11 protein-coding genes are annotated in these 18981 nt (G+C 37.1%); 6 read left to right on the top strand and 5 right to left on the bottom strand.

The features are described 5' to 3' along the window. Positions 1–107 precede the first annotated feature (107 nt). The gene (locus B5X53_RS17330) at positions 108–3446 is read right to left on the bottom strand and encodes a CRTAC1 family protein (RefSeq protein ID WP_079714485.1); all 3339 of its coding nucleotides are present in this window, start codon (positions 3444–3446) and stop codon (positions 108–110) included. A gap of 75 nt (positions 3447–3521) precedes the next feature. Beyond that, positions 3522–5036, bottom strand: a complete 1515-nt coding sequence (locus B5X53_RS17325) for a vanadium-dependent haloperoxidase (RefSeq protein ID WP_232764096.1) — start codon at positions 5034–5036, stop codon at positions 3522–3524. Positions 5037–5462: 426 nt separating this feature from the next. Here B5X53_RS17325 and B5X53_RS17320 point away from each other — a divergent pair, with 426 nt between their 5' ends. The 4 genes from B5X53_RS17320 (at position 5463) to B5X53_RS17305 (ending at position 10666) form a co-directional block, all read left to right on the top strand. After that, positions 5463–6029, top strand: a complete 567-nt coding sequence (locus tag B5X53_RS17320; protein ID WP_079714484.1) for a helix-turn-helix transcriptional regulator — start codon at positions 5463–5465, stop codon at positions 6027–6029. 216 nt (positions 6030–6245) lie between these two features. After that, positions 6246–6566 (top strand): four-helix bundle copper-binding protein, encoded by a 321-nt coding sequence (locus B5X53_RS17315; RefSeq protein ID WP_079714483.1) that lies wholly within the window; start codon positions 6246–6248, stop codon positions 6564–6566. A 148-nt stretch (positions 6567–6714) separates the two neighbouring features. Beyond that, the gene (locus B5X53_RS17310) at positions 6715–9417 is read left to right on the top strand and encodes a heavy metal translocating P-type ATPase (RefSeq protein WP_079714482.1); all 2703 of its coding nucleotides are present in this window, start codon (positions 6715–6717) and stop codon (positions 9415–9417) included. Between the two features lie 28 nt (positions 9418–9445). Then, positions 9446–10666 (top strand): permease, encoded by a 1221-nt coding sequence (locus tag B5X53_RS17305; RefSeq protein WP_079714481.1) that lies wholly within the window; start codon positions 9446–9448, stop codon positions 10664–10666. A gap of 291 nt (positions 10667–10957) precedes the next feature. Here B5X53_RS17305 and B5X53_RS17300 read toward each other — a convergent pair whose 3' ends face one another. Both B5X53_RS17300 and lysS read right to left on the bottom strand, forming a co-directional pair. Then, positions 10958–13447 (bottom strand): zinc-dependent metalloprotease, encoded by a 2490-nt coding sequence (locus B5X53_RS17300; RefSeq protein ID WP_079714480.1) that lies wholly within the window; start codon positions 13445–13447, stop codon positions 10958–10960. Positions 13448–13633: 186 nt separating this feature from the next. Next, the gene (gene lysS, locus B5X53_RS17295) at positions 13634–15325 is read right to left on the bottom strand and encodes a lysine--tRNA ligase (protein ID WP_079714479.1); all 1692 of its coding nucleotides are present in this window, start codon (positions 15323–15325) and stop codon (positions 13634–13636) included. Between the two features lie 192 nt (positions 15326–15517). On the opposite strand from lysS, the gene B5X53_RS17290 reads away from it, so the two are divergent. After that, a complete protein-coding gene (locus B5X53_RS17290) occupies positions 15518–15682 on the top strand; it encodes a YqaE/Pmp3 family membrane protein (RefSeq protein WP_075327910.1) in 165 nt (54 codons plus the stop codon). Next, a complete protein-coding gene (gene lipB, locus B5X53_RS17285) occupies positions 15679–16377 on the top strand; it encodes a lipoyl(octanoyl) transferase LipB (RefSeq protein ID WP_079714478.1) in 699 nt (232 codons plus the stop codon). The genes B5X53_RS17290 and lipB overlap by 4 nt, the downstream gene beginning before the upstream one ends. Here the strand turns inward: lipB and B5X53_RS17280 are convergent. Next, positions 16374–18827 (bottom strand): hypothetical protein, encoded by a 2454-nt coding sequence (locus B5X53_RS17280; RefSeq protein ID WP_079714477.1) that lies wholly within the window; start codon positions 18825–18827, stop codon positions 16374–16376. The genes lipB and B5X53_RS17280 overlap by 4 nt on opposite strands. Between the last annotated feature and the right edge of the window lie 154 nt (positions 18828–18981).

Below are 18981 nucleotides of genomic sequence, written 5' to 3'. Positions count from 1 at the left end.
AAAATAAATTTACGCAATCGGTTTTCTAAAAAAAATCTCAAATTTTCGTATTTTTTTTCCATAAATTCATTGATTGTGTAATATATAGAAGAGTAATTGTCATATCACTAACGGTTTTGGTTCTTTAGGTGAATATATTGAACAGGATTGTTGTTTTTTGCTGCAATAATAATTTCACGGCCTTCAACCTGAATAGTTGTCATATCTTTAACATCTCCAGGCAAAAAGAAACCACTTTCAGCAGGTACAACACCTTCAAAATTTCCCGTTCCATCTCCTCTAAGAAACATTCCATACCCGGCATCGCTTCTTGTTGTTTCTACTTCAGACCAGAATAAGTTCCCCGCAATTAAAGCGTCTAAATGCCCGTCATTGTTATAATCCTTTACGAGAATTTGATTTATTGAGGATATTTGGGCCACATTTGGGAGTTTATGAATTTTAAATTTCCCTTCTGCATTTTCTAAATAGATACTGGAAAAAGATTTTACCTGGTAGTGTAGGGAATTCTCCAATTCTTTTTCTGAATATACTTCCTCAAGTGTTGCTGTTGAAAAAGATTCGTAATCTGGGAACTTCTCTTTTATACCCGGAATCTGTTGCGAGGAACATTCTCTTCCTCTCAATGGGAATTTTTCACCTTTGTTGTAATAACTCAGTACAATATCACTGTGATTATTATCATCAAAATCCTTAAAATAGATGTCAAAGGTTTCATCTTCACTAGCGGTGTATTTATAATTTTCACCTAAATTTCCTAAGACAAAGTCCTGGTCTCCATCATTATCAAAATCACCTTTTTTAATACTCCACCACCAGCCGGCAGTGTCATCGGTTATTCCCATTTTCTTAGAGACATCTTTAAATGCTGTTTTATTATTCCGGAAGATTTTAATAGGCATCCATTCTCCAACTATAATAATATCCTGCCAGCCGTCATTGTCAATATCAACAATTTCTGCACTGGTTGCCATACCTAAAGAAGTGAGAAAAGGAGCAACCGATTGTGTGATATCTTTAAACGATACTTTACCATTTTTACTATTATTCTTCAAAATATAACTGTTAGCAGGGCTTGGATAATTACCCGGTACTAATCTTCCCAATACCAATAATTCTTCCTTTCCGTCTTTATCAAAATCGGCTTTGTATACTTTAGAACCGCTGTCGTGCATTTTTGGGAGAGCGTTTAAGTCTCTGGTGAAATTTCCTTTTCCATCATTAATATATAACCTGTCCTGAAGCATCTCAGAATCTGGATCAAACTCATTGCCTCCGCTAACTACATAAATATCGTTATGGCCATTTCCGTTGGCATCAAAAATTAAGGCATCCAGGTCTTCGTAAGCTTTATCTTTTTCAAAGGCCGAACTGTTTTGCTTTTCAAAGCCGTTCTCAGTCCAATAGTATAATCCGGCCTCATAGGTGGCTGCTCCTCCTACAATAAAGTCTTCTTTGCCATCACCATTTAAATCTCCAACCGCTATACTTGGGCCAAAGGTAGAGGTGCGGTGAGGTAAGAGTACTTCATCTTTAAAATCGTCGTACTCGTTTTCTATATGTTTGTGAGCAGGGAATGAAGTTGAATCTGTAATTGTGGTAAATAAGGTTTCAGGCTTTAGTTCCTTAGGAGTTTTTATTTCTGAAGCATTTTTATAGTTGAAACTTAAAAATTGATTTGCTTCAACATTCTCCTTTATTTCAACTTTACCATCTGGCCATTCAATTCTAATTTCATCAATAAGATCTGCCTGTGCAAGCCCGAAATGCAGTTGAGGAGCCACAGAAGATTGAAATCCGCGGGATAATGTGAGTTCCTGCATCTGTTCAGAATCATTGGCGGTAATATAAGCACGGCTGCCTATACCGAATTTATTTTTTTCTGGCCCTTCCAGTTTTATTTGTACGTAATTATTGTTTTTAGAACTCTGATTTTCAAAAACAGAAGCTTTATCGTCAATATTATTGGTGATAATTTCCAGGTCACCGTCATTATCAAGATCTACATATACTACCCCGTTGGAAAATCCTTCATATTTAATTCCCCATTTCTCATTCGCTATATTAAAGGTAAGGTCGCCGTTATTTTCAAAAATAAAATTGTCTATTTTTTCTGAAGGGATATTTAAACTTTTCTCAAGGCGATCTTCTTTACTCAATGACTTGTCTTTAAGCTCATTGAAATAATCATTATTGTTGATTTCTCTTCTCGTCCCATTGGTTACAAAAAGATCTTTGTGACCATCATTATCAAAATCGGCGAAAAGCGGACCCCAACTCCAATCTGTAGAAGCTGCCCCGGCAATACGGGATTGATCTGCAAAAAACGGCGTGTCATTATTAAAAACCCCGGTATTAGTTTGCAGCACATTTTGCATATATTGATAATGAAAACCGGCTTCCACGGTGCTCCAGAATAAATCTGGGTTCATACTGGCCATATTTGCTTTTTTTCGTCTATTATCTTTGGCAGACATATCTACCTGATAAATATCTAGAAGGCCATCATTATTATAATCTGCAATATCTACACCCATTCCGTAGAATGAAGTATGGGAAGTAGCATCTTTTACAACTTCTCTAAAACTACCTTCCCCGTTGTTTATATACATAAAATCTGGCGAGCTAAAATCATTAGAAATATAAAGATCTGGCCAGCCATCGTTATTTAAGTCTCCTACGGTAGCAGAGAGCGTTAATCCGAAACTTCTAACCCCGGCTTCGTTAGTGACATCGGTAAATTTCCCACCGTCATTGCGCATTAGGTGATCGGTTTGCAGATCGGTTACACTTTTCATTTGATATTCATACACAAAATTTGGTGCATCAAACCGGGTTGGAGGATAATTGGCGATATAAACATCCAGGTCTCCATCCTTATCGTAATCAAAAAACGTGGCCTGTACACTATTGCCGGGATCGTCTAAGCTATATTCTTTAGCTTTCTCACTAAATGTTCCGTCTCCATTATTTATAAATAGCTGATTGTTTTTAGGCTGAAATTTCCCTCCTACAGAGAGATAGATATCCAGAAAACCATCTGCATTTACATCGGCCATGGTTACTCCAGTGTACCATCTCTCATCTCCCGCGACACCAGCAGATTCTGTAATATCTTCAAATTCCATATTTCCTTTATTCAAATAAAGTTTATTGGGAACCTGGTTTCCTGTAAAATATACATCTGGAAGACCATCATTATTAATGTCTCCGGTAGATACCCCGCCACCCATATAAATATAGGAGTAGGTGAAGTAATTTAAGGAATCGTTTTCGGTAAGGTCGTTGCTGAAATCTATACCAGATCTTGCAGCAGAAACAGTACTGAAAATTTTAGTATTTTCAGTTGATTCCTTTTTCGCTAATTCCTTTTCCGGGTCGGAATCTTTACAGGAAATAATCAAAGAAAAAAGAATCAGAAAAAATGACTTAAAGAGTATTTTCATTTTGGGATAATTATTTTGAAGGCTATTGTTAAATTTTATCTGGTACGACTATTAATTGAAATTCCAGAAATTAATTTAATTATTTGAAAGGCTGTTGTGGTCACTTATCACAGGTTCTCCGAGATGCTTTTTAAAGAAAATCCAATTTTCCCTGGCAACTTGCCTTCCCAACTCCAGACCAGCAATATTATCTGCCTGGATATGGTAACCTCCTAAAACACGAGATAAACCGGCCATTTCTGCAGCTTCCGAAAAAGTAGGGAATTCTATAGTAACTTCTTCACCCAGGCGGTCAGGTTCTGTGAGGATACCGGGAATTAGTTTAACTTCAGATCCAAATTCGTCACTTCCGGTAAAAAGTTTTAAAGCTTCACCGCAGGCACCGCTAATGGCACTGTGACCCGATACGTAACCTGGAAAAGGCGGGCATAAGAAAGTTGAAGGAGAATATGGTCTCCAGTCCTGCCCTTTCATTTTTATCATTCCTTTCTCCGGGCCACCCCAACCGTAAATCTCTTCGTCTTTGAAAAATTCGTGAACTAAGGCATAGGGCCTTGCGTAATCGTAATACATTTTACTATCCCAGCACGCAATAAATGCATCCATTGCGGTAATCTGGTTATAGAAATACATTTTTACATCTTTATCCAGGTTGTGTTGATCTCTAACCGAAATTTCCTGGGCAAACTTTAACCAATGGCCCGCCTGTTGCACAGACTGAGGCCCATCTCGCATAAATTCTACCAGGGCCCTTTGCTTATCGGTTAGATTTGCCTGTAATTGTACTACTTCTTCTACTTCTTCTTCTAATTGAGTTGAACCTACCATAGGAGGCGGCCCCGGCCTGAACTGATCTGAGGATTGTAATCCAATCGGTTCAACTTTGTGCCAGTAAGGCGTTAAACATTCTGGTGCGAATTGCCCGCCTTTGCCATCAGAGAAATATTTAGATTGCCACCTGTTCAGGTCTATATTCTCATCAGCTGAATTAACGGGTTCATAACCCATATAATCATAATAAGCTTCACCATTAGAACCTTCTTCTTCCCCATATTGATTAGCACCGTCATTATACCTAGCTTCAATTACGGCTTTTGCTGCAAGGTTACCTATTCCAACAGGGGTGGTAGAATCTAAAGAAGTATCATCTGGGTCTAATCCCAGTTCCACCATGAATTCCCGAAAAATCGCTTCATCGGTAAAATAGTATTCGTTCATTGCTCTAAAAGCCGCGTAGCTTATGGCAATTTGCTTATTGCTTAAATTTTGTTCATCAAGCGGCCGACGTTCTATGTCATGCATATAAACGGGAACTGCTTTTTCATCATACCTGGACCAGGCATCAAAAACTGCGGTAAAAATAAGCCCCAGGAAACGCGAACTTATCGTTGGTCTTGGTTTAAATCTATCTGTGTCTTTGGCGGTGGCAACTAAAGCCAATTTCCCCCATTTATAAGCAAGATTATTTTCTCCCAGGTTTTCTTTGGGAGTAATTACTTCAATTTTATCTTCTGTAGTAGAAGGGGAAGTTTTGGTGACTTCCATCCCCCCTTGTAGGTTAAAGAAAAGTAATGCAATAAATCCCCACATAATTTTTTGTTTTTATTAACACATAAAATAACTGAATTTTTTCTTTACCTGCTAAATTATTTGCGGCTTTTTTGAAAGAGAAAATGCTGTAAACACTTTTAAATTAAGGGGGTAGTGCCGCTAAGCCCAGTCTACGCAATGGATTGCTTAAAATTTTCGGTTTTAAAATTTTTTGAAATTGTTTAAATAACTTTTTTCTCATAATTATTAAAAATGAAAATTCTGGTTATATTTAATTCTCAATTCTTATAGTGGATTTTAAACCCATAGCGGGAAGTTTTATTCTTCGTAATTTTGCAATCACTAATTTTTTATTTCAGTTTATTTAATTTGGGGTCTTATCCATCTATCAGTAAAAGGTCTGGTGTGACTCAAAATCATTATTTTAATCTCTTAATACAAATGCGTAAGTAAGTTTAATAAACAATGAATAATAACATCCTGCATATAAAGAACATGGTTTGCGATCGTTGCCTTATGAGTGTAGAAAATACTTTGCAGCAACAAAAGCTTAGGTATGTTCATATAAGTTTGGGCAGGATAGAATTTGAAAAAGAACTTTCTTTAGCTCAATTTCAGCTTTTTGAAGAAGCGCTTAAGGCCAACGGATTTGAAATAGTGGCTGAACGCCATGACAGAATTGTAACCGATATTAAATCCATAATTATTGAGTGGGTTTACGAACGAAAAGATTTTAAGAATAAAAAACTTTCTGAAGTCTTGAGTGAAGAACTGCATTACGATTACAGTCATCTCACAAGTATCTTCAGTAAAGTTGACGGGCAGAGCATTCAAAGTTTTCAGAATAAAATTAAGGCAGAGCGTATTAAAGAATTGCTGGAATATGATGAATTAAATATTTCTGAAATTGCCGATAAAATGGGTTTTGGGAGTGCGGCGTATCTTTCAACTTTCTTTAAAAAAGAAACCGGTCTAAATCCATCCCAATACAAGCTCCATCACCAGGAACGAAAATCTCTGGATAAGTTATAATCAGTTTTTTGCCCCGAATTCTCGAATGGGAAGTAACTAGGTTCCTTTTTGTTTTATAGATTTTATAACCTACCGAAAAGAACTATTTAATAATAGTAAATTTACGTCTTTCCCTTTTTTAACTTTTCAATTTTCTTATAACTTCTTACCATAATTTTAAAACTCATTGCGGTTTATAGTCCTTAACTTTGGGTTAAACCATTAAAAACCAATATTATGAGAAATGAGAAATTATTAAGCACATTAGGAAATTGCATTAACCACTGTAATTATTGTGCTGATGCCTGTCTTGATGAAGACAATGTGAAAATGATGAAAGACTGCATTAGAACCGACAGGGTTTGTGCAGAAGTTTGTAGTACACTTAACCAGGTGCTGGTTACCGGCTATAAAAATGTAGAGGGACTCGTAAAATACTGTATTGAAATTTGCAATGCCTGCGCCGACGAATGTGGTAAACACGATCACCAACACTGTGAGGATTGCGCTAAAGCCTGCCGTGAGTGTGCAAAAGCTTGTGAAGCATATTTGGCATAAAATTTAAATTTTAAAGGCTGTTTGAGTCTGGTTTCGATACCATGCTGAACTTGTTTTAGCATATAGGTTAAAAAAACTAGACCCTGAAACGAGTTCAGGATGATGATTATTCAAAATTCAAACAGCCTTTTTTTCTTCAATAAAATCTATGAAACATACCTATCAAATTTCTGGAATGACCTGTATGGGTTGCAGGGCCCACGTTGAAAATACTTTAAAAAATGTGGAAGGGGTTACAGATGCCCGGGTAGATCTTCAAAAAGCTTCTGCCGAAATCGAAATGCAAAAACATATTGAAATTGAAGAATTTCAAAAAGCACTGGAAGATAGCAACTATCAAATTCATCCAAAAAACGAAATCGTACAAACATATCCCGTGAGTGGAATGACCTGTAAGGGCTGCAGATCTCACCTAGAAAAAACTCTGAGTAAAGTTGAAGGAGTAAAAACTGCCGAAGTAAATCTCGAACAACAGGAAGCTAAAATTGTTGCTGAAAAAAATGTTTCATTAGAGAAATTGCAAAAAGCATTAAAAGAAGATGGTGGAAACTATGAAATTCACGAACCAGGAAAAAAAGTAGAATCTAAAAATAAAAAATCTTCTAAATCAGGACAGGGAACCGGAGTTTATTATTGCCCCATGCATTGTGAAGGCGAGAAAACTTACGATGAACCTGGCGATTGCCCGGTTTGCGGGATGGATCTTGTTGAAGAGGCCAGCCTCAAGCCTCAAGCCACAAAATATACCTGCCCAATGCACCCGGAAGTTGTGCAGGATGGTCCCGGTTCCTGCCCAAAATGTGGGATGGACCTGGTTCCTAAGCAACCCGAAGAATCCTCAGAAAGTAAATCATATAAAAAACTGCTAAAAAAGTTTAAGATCGCGGTTGCATTTACCCTACCTATTTTTATTATCGCGATGTCTGAGATGATTCCGGGCAATCCCCTGTACGATATTTTAGATATGGAATACTGGAACTGGGTGCAGCTTGGATTATCAATTCCCGTAGTATTTTACGCTACCTGGATGTTTTTTGAACGCGCCTGGCGATCTATAAAAACCTGGAACCTAAATATGTTTACCCTTATTGGCATTGGGGCCGGGGTGGCGTGGCTTTTTAGCGTTTTTGGATTATTATTTCCCGATTTCTTTCCGCCGCAATTTAAGACCGAAATGGGGACCGTGCACGTTTATTTTGAAGCCGCAACGGTAATTCTTACTCTTGTTTTGCTTGGCCAGGTTTTAGAAGCAAGAGCCCATAGTAAAACAAATTCAGCTATTAAGGAGCTACTAAAACTTGCTCCAAACAAAGCGATAAAGGTAGTTGACGGTAAAGAAAAAGAAGTTTCTATAGATGAAATTGAAAAAGGAGATATTCTAAGGGTGAAACCCGGAGATAAAATTCCGGTAGACGGAATTATTGAAAACGGAAATTCCAGTATTGATGAATCCATGATTACCGGAGAACCTATTCCGGTTGATAAGGCTGAAGGAGACAAAGTGAGTTCGGGAACAATTAACGGCAACCGAAGCTTTACTATGAAAGCCGAAAAGGTAGGGGAGGAAACCCTGCTTTCTCAGATTATAAAAATGGTAAATGATGCCAGCCGGTCTCAGGCGCCTATTCAGAAATTAGCCGATAGGATTTCAGCTTATTTCGTGCCCGTTGTAGTACTAATTGCAGTGATCACTTATATAGTTTGGGCTGTGTACGGTCCTGAGCCGCAATATGTATATGCGCTTGTAAATGCGATTGCAGTTTTAATTATCGCCTGTCCATGTGCCCTTGGCCTGGCCACACCAATGTCGGTTATGGTGGGAGTGGGAAAAGGTGCTCAAAACGGGGTCCTAATCAAAAATGCACGTGCTTTAGAGCAAATGGATGATGTTGATACTTTGATTATCGATAAAACGGGCACCATTACCGAAGGCAAGCCCAAAGTGGAAAAAGTTGAAGTGATTTCTGAAGAAAATAAAGATGAAATTATAAAACTTATTGCTTCTGTGAATTCTCAAAGTGAGCACCCCCTGGCAAAAGCCACAGTGGATTTTGCAAATGAAAAGGAACAGAAATTTACTGAAACTTCAGATTTTAATTCTGTTACGGGAAAAGGGGTGACAGGGATGGTAAATAATAAAAAAATAGCCATTGGAAATGATAAACTGATGCAGGCAGAAAATGTTGAAATTCCTTCTGAAATCACTAGAAGAGTAACTGCAGAACAGGAAAAAGGTAAAACCGTTTCCTATGTTTCGGTAGATGGAAAAGTAGCTGGATATTTCACAATTACTGATCCCATTAAAAAAACGAGCAGGGAAGCCTTAAAATCTTTAATGGATGATGGGGTTGAGGTTTATATGTTTACCGGAGATAATGAGAAAACTGCGAAATCGGTTGCTGAAGAACTTGGATTAACAGGATTTAAAGCCGGAATGCTTCCGGAAGACAAACAAAATGAAGTAAAAAAACTTCAAAAGGAAGGTAAAAAAGTAGCGATGGCCGGAGATGGAATAAACGATGCGCCTGCCCTGGCACAAGCCGATATTGGGATCGCAATGGGAACCGGAACCGATGTTGCGATAGAAAGTGCCGAAATCACCCTGGTTAAAGGGGATCTAAAAGCAGTGAAAAAGGCCAAGATGCTAAGTAAAAAGGTGATGAAAAATATTAAACAAAATCTGTTTTTTGCTTTGATCTATAATACGCTGGGAGTACCAATTGCGGCAGGGGTTTTATATCCCGTTTTCGGACTTTTACTTTCACCAATGATCGCTGCTTTGGCAATGAGCTTTAGTTCAGTTTCAGTAATTGCAAATGCTTTAAGATTAAAAAGTGCGAAATTAGATTAGAATACTAACCAACCAAAAACTAATAGAAATGCAGGACTTTTTAAGCAAATGGGGAGAAGCGGCGTATACCAGCGCCGGTTTTTTCTGGATGGCTTTATGGGCCTTTATTTTAGGTTATGTAATAAGTAGTTGTATCCAGATTTTTGTGACCGAAACACGTATGGAAAGAACTATGGGAAAAGACGAATCTAAAAGTATTTTACTTGGAACTTTCTTTGGTTTCGTTAGCAGTTCCTGTAGTTTTTCTGCTTTGGCTTCAACAAAAAGTTTGTTTAAAAAAGGAGCCAGTTTTTCTTCTTCCATTGCTTTTTTACTGGCTTCTACCAACCTTGTAATAGAACTGGGAATTCTAATCGCTATCTTTTTAGGTTGGCAGTTTGTAGTAGGAGAATATGTTGGTGGAATATTGCTTATCCTAATCAGCTGGATACTTATCAGACTTATCAATCCGAAGAAATTAATTAAAAAAGCGCGTGAGCGGTTGGACGAAAAAGATGAAGATGATGAAGATTCAGAAAAATCCTGGAAGAAAAAAATAAAGTCGGAAACCAGTTGGGCTAAAGTTTCCAAGCAATATGCGATGGAATGGAAGATGGTTTGGAAGGATGTGACACTTGGTTTTACAATTGCCGGAGTGGTAGCTGCATTTGTTCCAGATTCTTTTTTTCAAACCTTATTTATAAACACCGGTGATGGAAATATAGATTTTGGTTTTTTTACCATTCTTGAGCATATAATTGTAGGGCCTATAGCAGCTTTTTTAACCTTTATAGGTTCAATGGGAAACATTCCTTTGGCCGCGCTTCTCTTCGGAAAAGGAGTGAGTTTTGCCGGGGTAATGGCTTTTATTTTTAGCGATTTGGTAGTCTTCCCGGTTTTAAGAATTAATGCGAAATATTATGGCTGGAAAATGTCCTTATTTATACTTTTTCTTCTTTTTACCGCGCTAATTGGTACTTCTTTATTACTGCATTATGGGTTTAATCTATTTAACTTATTACCAGATCCAACATCAGTAAAAATAACCGATGCCGAACATTTTAAAATAGATTATACTTTTTGGCTGAATATGCTCTTTTTAGCAATTTCAGGGGTGCTAATTTATCTTGGATTTTTTAAGCGAAAGGATGTGATGCATATGAAAGAAATGGCACCTAAAAGTCAGTTGTTAGAAACGAGCTTAAAATATATTGCCTTTGTATGTTACCTGTGGCTTGCGGGCGGACTTATTGCTAAGTTTTTTATTTAAATAAAAAAGAGAGCAGTACGGAGGTAAATTTTATATGGGTAGGATAAAATTTAGATTTTCGATTTTTACCGATGCTGCTCTCAATTCAAAACAAACTAAACTAACTAACTAATCTAAAAAGTCACTTTTGATTTTTTGAAATTTCAATCAAAAAAATCTTTTTCATAGCAATTTAAGTGGGGCTTTTATAATAAGACTTTGTAATTTAAAAAAGGTTTAATCTAAAGGATAAAAAAACCACCGCGTAGGGACGGTGGCTTTCCAAACTAATAAATCCAAAAAACGTTGAGGTTATTTTATAGGATTTAAAATTAAATCTATTCTTTCTAAAGCATCCTGGAGGTGGTATCTTGTTAAACGGTCTCCCCGGTTGGCTGCTCTTCTAATTTGATTTTGAAGCGTTTTAAGCTCTCCTCTTACCACAGGACGAATATCACTTTGGGCAACATCTATATTGCTTCGGCTAATCCAGCTTCTGTATCTTGAAGGAATTTCGCTCTGCTCTTCAGTCATTAAATGTTCCATACGCTCAATATAAGCCCGCTGAAGGTTTCTGCGGTACCGGTCTATATTTTGTCCCGAAGAAAGTTCGCTCCAAATTCCGGTTCTAACATCAGTCATCATATCTATTAAAGCGTAAGCTTCTTCACCGTTTATTTCTTCATTTTCCATTAAACGCGCCATTCTTCCAAAATCCAGTAGATTATTAAGACTGCGTTCCTGCATATTTCTAATGCGTTCTACCTGCCCGTCAAATTCAATTTTATTGAAGATCTCCTGGTCTATCATCCATTCCGGAGTTTCAAATAATTGTTCGTGCAAAAAATTCATCGCCTCTTTTTGGCGTTCAGCATCTACATGAGAATAAACAGCACCTTCCTGGTCGTAAGTTTTGTAGTATTCGTAAACACCACCAATATTTGCAGTTACATGTCCCATATAACGGTTAAACTGACTTAAAACCTGTCCGTATAAATCATCAAGATCATCGTAGTTTTTACCGTCTTCGGCAGTCCACTCAATTAAGTTTGGCATTATACGCTTCAGGTTTTTAATACCATATTCACTGGCCAAAACTGCATCGTCACCAAGATCTTCAGTTTGAGAACTTGGGTCTATCACTCCGCCACTTTGCTGGCTTCCGAAGCGATATAAAGGATCATCAGCTTTTTCAAGAATCCACTCGTCAAGAATTTCTTTTTCTTCTTCAGCAGATTTATCCAAAATTGGTCGGTATCCCCATTCAATTGCGTACTTATCGTAAGGCCCAATGTCAGGCATTAGCGCTACATCACCGTCTTCAGGCTGTGCGATATAGTTGAAACGTGCGTAATCCATAATAGATGGTGCAGTTCCATATTCAGCAGTAAATTCAGGATCACGAAGATCTTCTACAGCGTAAGCAACACTACTTCCCATATTATGCGGAAGTCCTAAAGTATGTCCAACTTCGTGAGAGGAAACAAATCGAATTAAACGACCCATAACTTCATCTTCAAACTCAACGCTACGAGCGTCTTCGTTTATAGCTGCAGTTTGTACAAAGAACCAGTTTCTAAGCAAGGTCATTACATTGTGATACCAGTTAATATCTGATTCTAGGATCTCTCCCGAACGTGGGTCACTAACGTGAGGCCCATTTGCGTTTGGAATTGGAGAAGCCAGGTAGCGCACTACCGAATAGCGTACATCTTCGGGGCTCCAGTCTGGATCCTCTTCTTTACTTGGCGGATCTTTAGCGATAATTGCATTTTTAAACCCAGCGGCCTCAAAAGCAACCTGCCAGTCTTCAATACCTTGTTTGATATATGGTATCCACTGATCTGGAGTGGCACGATCTACATAGTAAACAATAGGCTCTTTTGGTTCTACCAATTCGCCGTTTTCAAATTTTTCTTTGTCTTCTTCCTTAACTTCAAGTCTCCAGCGATCAAGAAATTTTACTTCTTTACTCTTCTGAGCATCAAGCCCGTAATCTGTTTGCCCGCGGGCAAACCAACCTACACGCTGATCGAAATAACGGCGTTTCATTGGCTCTTTTGGAAGTAAGATCATAGAATTACTGAATTCTAAAGAAATAGACCCGGTACTTTCATTAGAAGGCGGTTCACCTGCATTATATGTTTTTACGTGTCTAACTTCAATATTTTCAGGATAGCTGCGGATAGTATCTATATAAGAACGGCTATCGTCTAAACGGGAAACTTTGTATTGTTTTCTTGCACCATCTCTTAAACCAAGCGCCTGAACATCTTTTGTATAAAGATCGGTTACTTCAATCACTGTAGTTTTACTAACGGAATCTTTTCCTACAGTTTTTATAGGGAAACGCTGTAAAACAGGTTCAAAATTAGAATTTACCACGGCTTCATGGACAGGAAGTGAATCTGCGGCGTAGATTTCGTGAGAAACAACTCGTAAAAGTACGTGCCCGTCTTTTTTCTGCCAGCGGTGAACCTGGGTATTTTGTTTTCCGCCACCAAAACCAATTCCGGTAGCAGTTTTGGCAATTCTTGTTACCGTAAGCATTTCACGATTAAAAAGCCTATCTGGAATTTCGTAGAAATATTTGTCTTCTACCCGGTGTACGGTGAATAAACCCTCGTCGCTTTTAGCGTCTTTGGTGATTACCTTGGCGTAAGGCTCAAAGTCTCCATTCTTTTTTGAGGCTTCTTCTTTGGAGGCATCAGCCGAAGATTTATTAGGCTGAAAAACCGCACAACTGGAAACCGAAACCGATAAGACTACTAAAAAGAGCTTATGCGTAAATCGTTTGGTCATAAAGTTTAATTTTGGTTTGTGTGATTAAATTGAAGTGATAAATTTTCTTTAGCGAAAGCTAAAAAACGAAAAAAGACCACCATTTGGTGATCTTTTGACTGAAATATCTTAAAAAGGTTTAAAACTGAAGTTAAAAAAGCCTTAATTTAACCTTTGTTCAAATTTTATAAAATATAATTTGAATAATTACACAGCTTTAATCTTCATTGTTTCATCATCTTTAAAAACATCTATCATCTTATATTTTCTAAGTGATTTAAGGGTTTTGTCCCATTTTTTATTACTTAAACCCGAAGTGGTTTTTATAGTTTCCAACTCCTGGATTTCATCACTTTTTAATAACTGAAAAACCGCTTTTTCGTCTTCGCTAAGTTCAACAGCTTTTCGTTCCGGCTTCATTTGTGGGAAGAATAAAACTTCTTGGATTGATTGGTTATTGGTTAAGAACATAATTAAACGATCCATCCCAATTCCTAATCCAGATGTTGGAGGCATTCCGTACTCCAGGGCTCTCAAGAAATCCTGATCTATGAATTCGGTTGCCTCGTCGTCTCCTTTTTTAGCCAGTTTTAACTGTTCTTCAAAACGTTCCCGCTGATCTATTGGATCGTTTAATTCAGAATATGCATTTGCAATTTCCTTACCACAAACCATTAATTCAAAACGTTCGGTCAACTCAGGGTTTTCACGGTGCTCTTTACAAAGCGGACTCATTTCTTTTGGATAATCGGTAATAAATGTTGGCTGGATGTAATTGCCTTCACATTTTTCGCCGAAAATCTCGTCAATGAGTTTTCCTTTTCCCATTGTTTCATCAACTTCAATTCCCATATCTTCGGCTGCTTTTCTAATTTCAGCTTCTGATTTTCCGGTAATATCAAATCCGGTAAACTCCTTGATGGAATCAGTCATTGTAACGCGTTTGTATGGCGCTTTAAAATCTATTCTATGTTGACCGAAAACTGCTTCGGTAGTATTATTTACTGCAATAGCACAATGTTCTAATAGGGTTTCGGTAAACTCCATCATCCAGTTGTAGTCTTTGTATGCTACATAGATTTCCATCGCTGTGAATTCCGGGTTATGGGTTCTATCCATTCCTTCATTTCTGAAGTTTTTTGAGAATTCATAGACTCCGTCAAATCCGCCTACAATTAATCTCTTAAGATATAATTCATTGGCAATTCGAAGATAAAGCGGAATATCCAAAGCATTATGGTGGGTTACAAACGGTCTTGCTGCAGCACCACCGGGAATTGATTGTAGAATTGGAGTTTCAACCTCAAAATACTCTCTTTCATTAAAGAAATTTCGCATCGCGTTGAACAACTTTGTGCGCTTTACAAAAATCTCTTTAACCTTTGGGTTTACGGCCAAATCGGCATATCGCTGGCGGTAACGGTGTTCGGGGTCGGTAAATCCGTCGTAAGTATTTCCGTCTTTATCGGTTTTTGGAAGTGGCAAAGGGCGAATAGATTTGCTAAGCAAAGTGAAATCTTTCACCATCACCGTCATTTCACCAACCTGGGTTTTAAAAAGTTCTCCTTCAATTCCTATAAAATCGCCAATATCGAGCAATTTTTTATATACATCGTTGTACTTACTCTTATCCTCACCGGTGCAAATTTCATCACGGTTAAAATAAACCTGGATTTTTCCTTTAGAATCCTGTATTTCGGCAAAAGAGGCTTTTCCCTGGATGCGTCGAGACATTAACCTCCCGGCCAGTACCACTTTTTTTCCATCTTCAAAATTTTCCTTTATTCCCTTGCTGGTGTCTTCAACCGGGAATAAATCTGCCGGATAGGGGTTAATACCTGCTTTTCTCAGTGCAGAAAGCTTCTCTCTTCTTACTATTTCCTGTTCAGATAATTGCATACTAGTATTTGAATTTATTGCTTGCTTTGGCAAAACGAGTGCAAATATAGTGACTATGTGGCTACCAACCAATGCGATATAAACCTGAATTTTTGATAATATTTTAGCGATAAAATGAGGTCGCTTCTCCAATAAGATTTCTGTATTTATAATCTTATCTTTGCGACATATTTGATAAAAGCTTTAAATAATATGAGTGTTTGGCGTGTAATACTTTCTGTTTTATTTCCACCTCTTGCGGTTTACGATCGTGGTTGTGGGTCTATTTTAATCGTTTTAATTCTTACTATTTTGGGATGGATTCCCGGAGTGATCGCGGCACTTATTATTTTGAATAATCCGAGAAAGGGCGTATGAACAAGCAGATAAATTTGCAGAATTTAGGGTATAGGGATTATAAAGAAACCTGGGATTACCAGGAAAGTCTTTTTAAGGAAATTCTTGAGCTGAAAATTAAAAACCGAAGACAGAATCTAAATGAAATTACGCCAAATTACCTTCTAATGGTGGAGCATCCGCACGTTTATACTTTGGGGAAAAGCGGTAATATTAAAAATCTGCTAATTTCTGAAGCCGAACTTGAAAAAAGACAGGCCAAATATTACAAGATTAATCGAGGTGGCGATATCACTTACCATGGGCCGGGGCAGTTGGTTGGTTATCCAATTTTAGATCTGGATAATTTCTTTACTGATATTCATAAATACCTTCGGTTTCTTGAAGAATGTATTATCCTCACTTTAACCGAATATGGTTTAAAGGCTGAACGGAGTCCCGGCGAAACCGGAGTTTGGCTGGACGTAGGAACGCCGTTTGCCAGAAAAATATGTGCTATGGGTGTTCGTGCCAGTCGCTGGGTCACTATGCACGGTTTCGCTTTAAATGTAAATGCTGATTTGGGTTATTTTGACCATATTATTCCCTGCGGAATTGAAGGAAAAGCAGTCACTTCTTTAAATGTAGAACTCGGAAAAAAGGAAATTCTCTTAGCTGAAGTTCAGGAGAAAGTTTTGAAACATTTTGGGGAATTGTTTGAAGCGGAATTGAATTAGAGTTTATACAATAAAACTTCTTTCTCCCCACCTTTTACTACAAATTCCGGACGGTTATCGATATCGGCATTGTTTAAATTGATTTTTGAAGTACCATAAACCGGAAAGCCGGCAAGTAGTTCTGCATTGCTGTCAAAAATGTAAACTTTTTGAGTTTGGAAATCGGTTAAGCTGATGTAATACTTGTCGTTTACGTAATGGATTTCTGGTTCAGTGTAAAGTCCGTAATCCAGGTTTAATTCTTTGTCCCTAATCTTTAAAATATTTTCTGAAAGACTAACCAATAAATTTGGTCTGGCAGAAATCTTGTGGTTTTCACTAAAATTGGTATTTTGAGTAGTTACCTGTCCAGATTGCGTGACTTTTACCAGATGGCCTTCAGCATTGGTTGAAACAAAATCGTTTTCAAATTCATACCATTGGTTATCTGAAAAATCTATGCTTTCTTTTACGCTTACCCTATGATCTCCTTGCCGACTTAAAATATTAAGTTTGCCCGATTTTTCAGGAAAAACGATATAATCTTTATTCTGAATTCTCAAATGTTTTGGCGCTTGCAAAATTTCAGAATTGGTTTTTCTAAAATCAAATCCTTTTACGCTTTTCCTATTTTTATCATACATAAAAACTTCATCGTTTTGTGTAATCAAAAAGCGATATTTCCGGTTATTATCATAATCGAATAAAGACAAAGGCTGCGTGATTTCATCTTTAAATTCTAAGGGAAATAATTCTACAGTGTTTCCGTTCCGGTCTAAGACTTCAATGGAATAAGGAGTGGCAAAAGCAAGCTGAAACCTGCCATTTTTAAAAAGATCTACCTGTTTAATTTCGCCCAGGATTGGGCCGCTTAATTTCTTCTTCCAGAAAATCATGCCTTTATTAGAAATTAGATAAAGCGTGTTATTAATATCCTGAACCGCAATATCCATTTGATTATTCAAATGATTTTTGACCAAAACCGGTTCGTTTAATAATTCGGCTTCCAGGCTTACCGAAAGGATTTCCTCCGTTTTTGTATTTGAATTATTTTTGTTGTTTTGCGCCACAAAAGTCCCGTGAATATGGGCGAAATCGCCTTCTTCTACCAATTGTAAAATCGCCAGTTTATGTTCGCCGAAATCCAAATTGTTCATTTCTTCACTTAACTCGTTTGCAACGGCCTTAGCCAGCCTGGATTTTAATGCTTCGGGTTTGCCAACAATGAGTATTGAAGATTCCCGGGCAAGTTTTTGTTGACTATTTTTATAATAAGATTGATGCGCCAGGATATTCTGATTTACATAATCGGCAATTAATTCCCGCAGTTGCGGAATTGAACTGGCGAAGATGAGATATTCGTCAATCGCTGCGGCGAAATTATTTTTTTTCGAAATTAATATCGGACTAAAGAGTTTTTCAAAAATTCTGGGTTGTGATACCTTATAAATAGGAAAATCCCGATAGTTTTCTTCCAATTCGGCATAATCTGAAATCAAATCGGTAGCTTCAATATTCACCAAAGTTTTTATTCCGAAAAGGGGATTTTCTTCCGTATATATAATTCCGGCTTCCTGGGTTTTTAAGATAATTTCATCAATAGCATTAGAAACGGAATCCCCTCTAAACTTTTTTAAATTTCTAAGAAATATTTCAGGATTTCTGTAACCTATAGCTGTAAAACCAAGCGCGTTTACTGGTGTGATTGAAGCAAATTCCTGTGAAACAGTACCTGGATTTTGAAGAATCTTATGAAGATTAGAGGAATTTTGTGCAATACTCAGTCCGTTGAAGGAAACGTCTTCCTGTGAAATGTCGAGATCTATTGCGCTCCAATCGGCATAGTTTTCTACATTTTGCAGCTCTAAATTTGGAAATAATTTTTGCTGAAAATCTTTAAAATTTTGGTGATTGAAGATTACAGAAGTCTTGTTAGGATCTATAGCCAAATATACTCTTTTGAAATCTTCGTTTTTCAGCAACTTTTCTTCATTAAGTAGCTGTATCAGTTTTTCTTCAGAATTCGATGCTATAATAAGAGCATTTTCTGTTGAAATAAAAAAAGTATTTTCTTCTAAGACCATTTTTTGATAGGCATGACCTTCCGCTTTAATACTTTCTACCGATTTATTTTTAATAGAATCTAATTGAAATTTTGGTTGGTCTTTAAATAATAAGGAATAAACCAATTTATCGTTTTCTGATGTTGAAATGCTAATTATCGCTTCGGTTAAAGTATCTGTTTTTTTCAAAAATCCTAAAACGTTTTTGATGTGATTTTCAGCAGTCAGTTTATTTTTATTAAAAAAGCTAAAGTTTTCTAAATCCTGCTGAAGATCCTTAAGGTTAGGAGTTTGAATAATTACCGCAGCATCTTCAGAAATAAATGCAGAAGGATCCACGAATTTTTCCTGATTTTGACAGGAAATAAAAAAGAAAACCAGTAAAATTTTGAACGGAATTTTCTTCATAAAAGCTAAAAATTTCAGCAAATATAAAAGTTATAGGCTCAGGAATAAGCCTTGCTACTAAAAAATATACTTTTATCATTTTGGTAAAATAAGGTCATTTTTTTGAGATTAATTATTAAAAATTTTACAAAAAGAACATAAGCGTTTTTTAAAG

Origin of the sequence: Salegentibacter salinarum (assembly GCF_900168115.1) — a bacterium.
GTDB lineage: Bacteria > Bacteroidota > Bacteroidia > Flavobacteriales > Flavobacteriaceae > Salegentibacter > Salegentibacter salinarum.
The sequence above is the reverse complement of the archived record's forward strand: the minus strand, read 5'-3'. Positions and strand labels throughout refer to the sequence as shown.

Excerpts from the sequence above, each read along its gene's own strand:
- B5X53_RS17280 (WP_079714477.1), bottom strand. The coding sequence starts at position 18,827 with ATGAAGAAAATTCCGTTCAAAATTTTACTGGTTTTCTTTTTTATTTCC.
- B5X53_RS17290 (WP_075327910.1), top strand. The coding sequence starts at position 15,518 with ATGAGTGTTTGGCGTGTAATACTTTCTGTTTTATTTCCACCTCTTGCG.
- B5X53_RS17330 (WP_079714485.1), bottom strand. The coding sequence starts at position 3,446 with ATGAAAATACTCTTTAAGTCATTTTTTCTGATTCTTTTTTCTTTGATT.
- B5X53_RS17325 (WP_232764096.1), bottom strand. The coding sequence starts at position 5,036 with ATGTGGGGATTTATTGCATTACTTTTCTTTAACCTACAAGGGGGGATG.
- B5X53_RS17320 (WP_079714484.1), top strand. The coding sequence starts at position 5,463 with ATGAATAATAACATCCTGCATATAAAGAACATGGTTTGCGATCGTTGC.
- B5X53_RS17310 (WP_079714482.1), top strand. The coding sequence starts at position 6,715 with ATGAAACATACCTATCAAATTTCTGGAATGACCTGTATGGGTTGCAGG.
- B5X53_RS17300 (WP_079714480.1), bottom strand. The coding sequence starts at position 13,447 with ATGACCAAACGATTTACGCATAAGCTCTTTTTAGTAGTCTTATCGGTT.
- B5X53_RS17305 (WP_079714481.1), top strand. The coding sequence starts at position 9,446 with ATGCAGGACTTTTTAAGCAAATGGGGAGAAGCGGCGTATACCAGCGCC.
- lysS (WP_079714479.1), bottom strand. The coding sequence starts at position 15,325 with ATGCAATTATCTGAACAGGAAATAGTAAGAAGAGAGAAGCTTTCTGCA.
- lipB (WP_079714478.1), top strand. The coding sequence starts at position 15,679 with ATGAACAAGCAGATAAATTTGCAGAATTTAGGGTATAGGGATTATAAA.
- B5X53_RS17315 (WP_079714483.1), top strand. The coding sequence starts at position 6,246 with ATGAGAAATGAGAAATTATTAAGCACATTAGGAAATTGCATTAACCAC.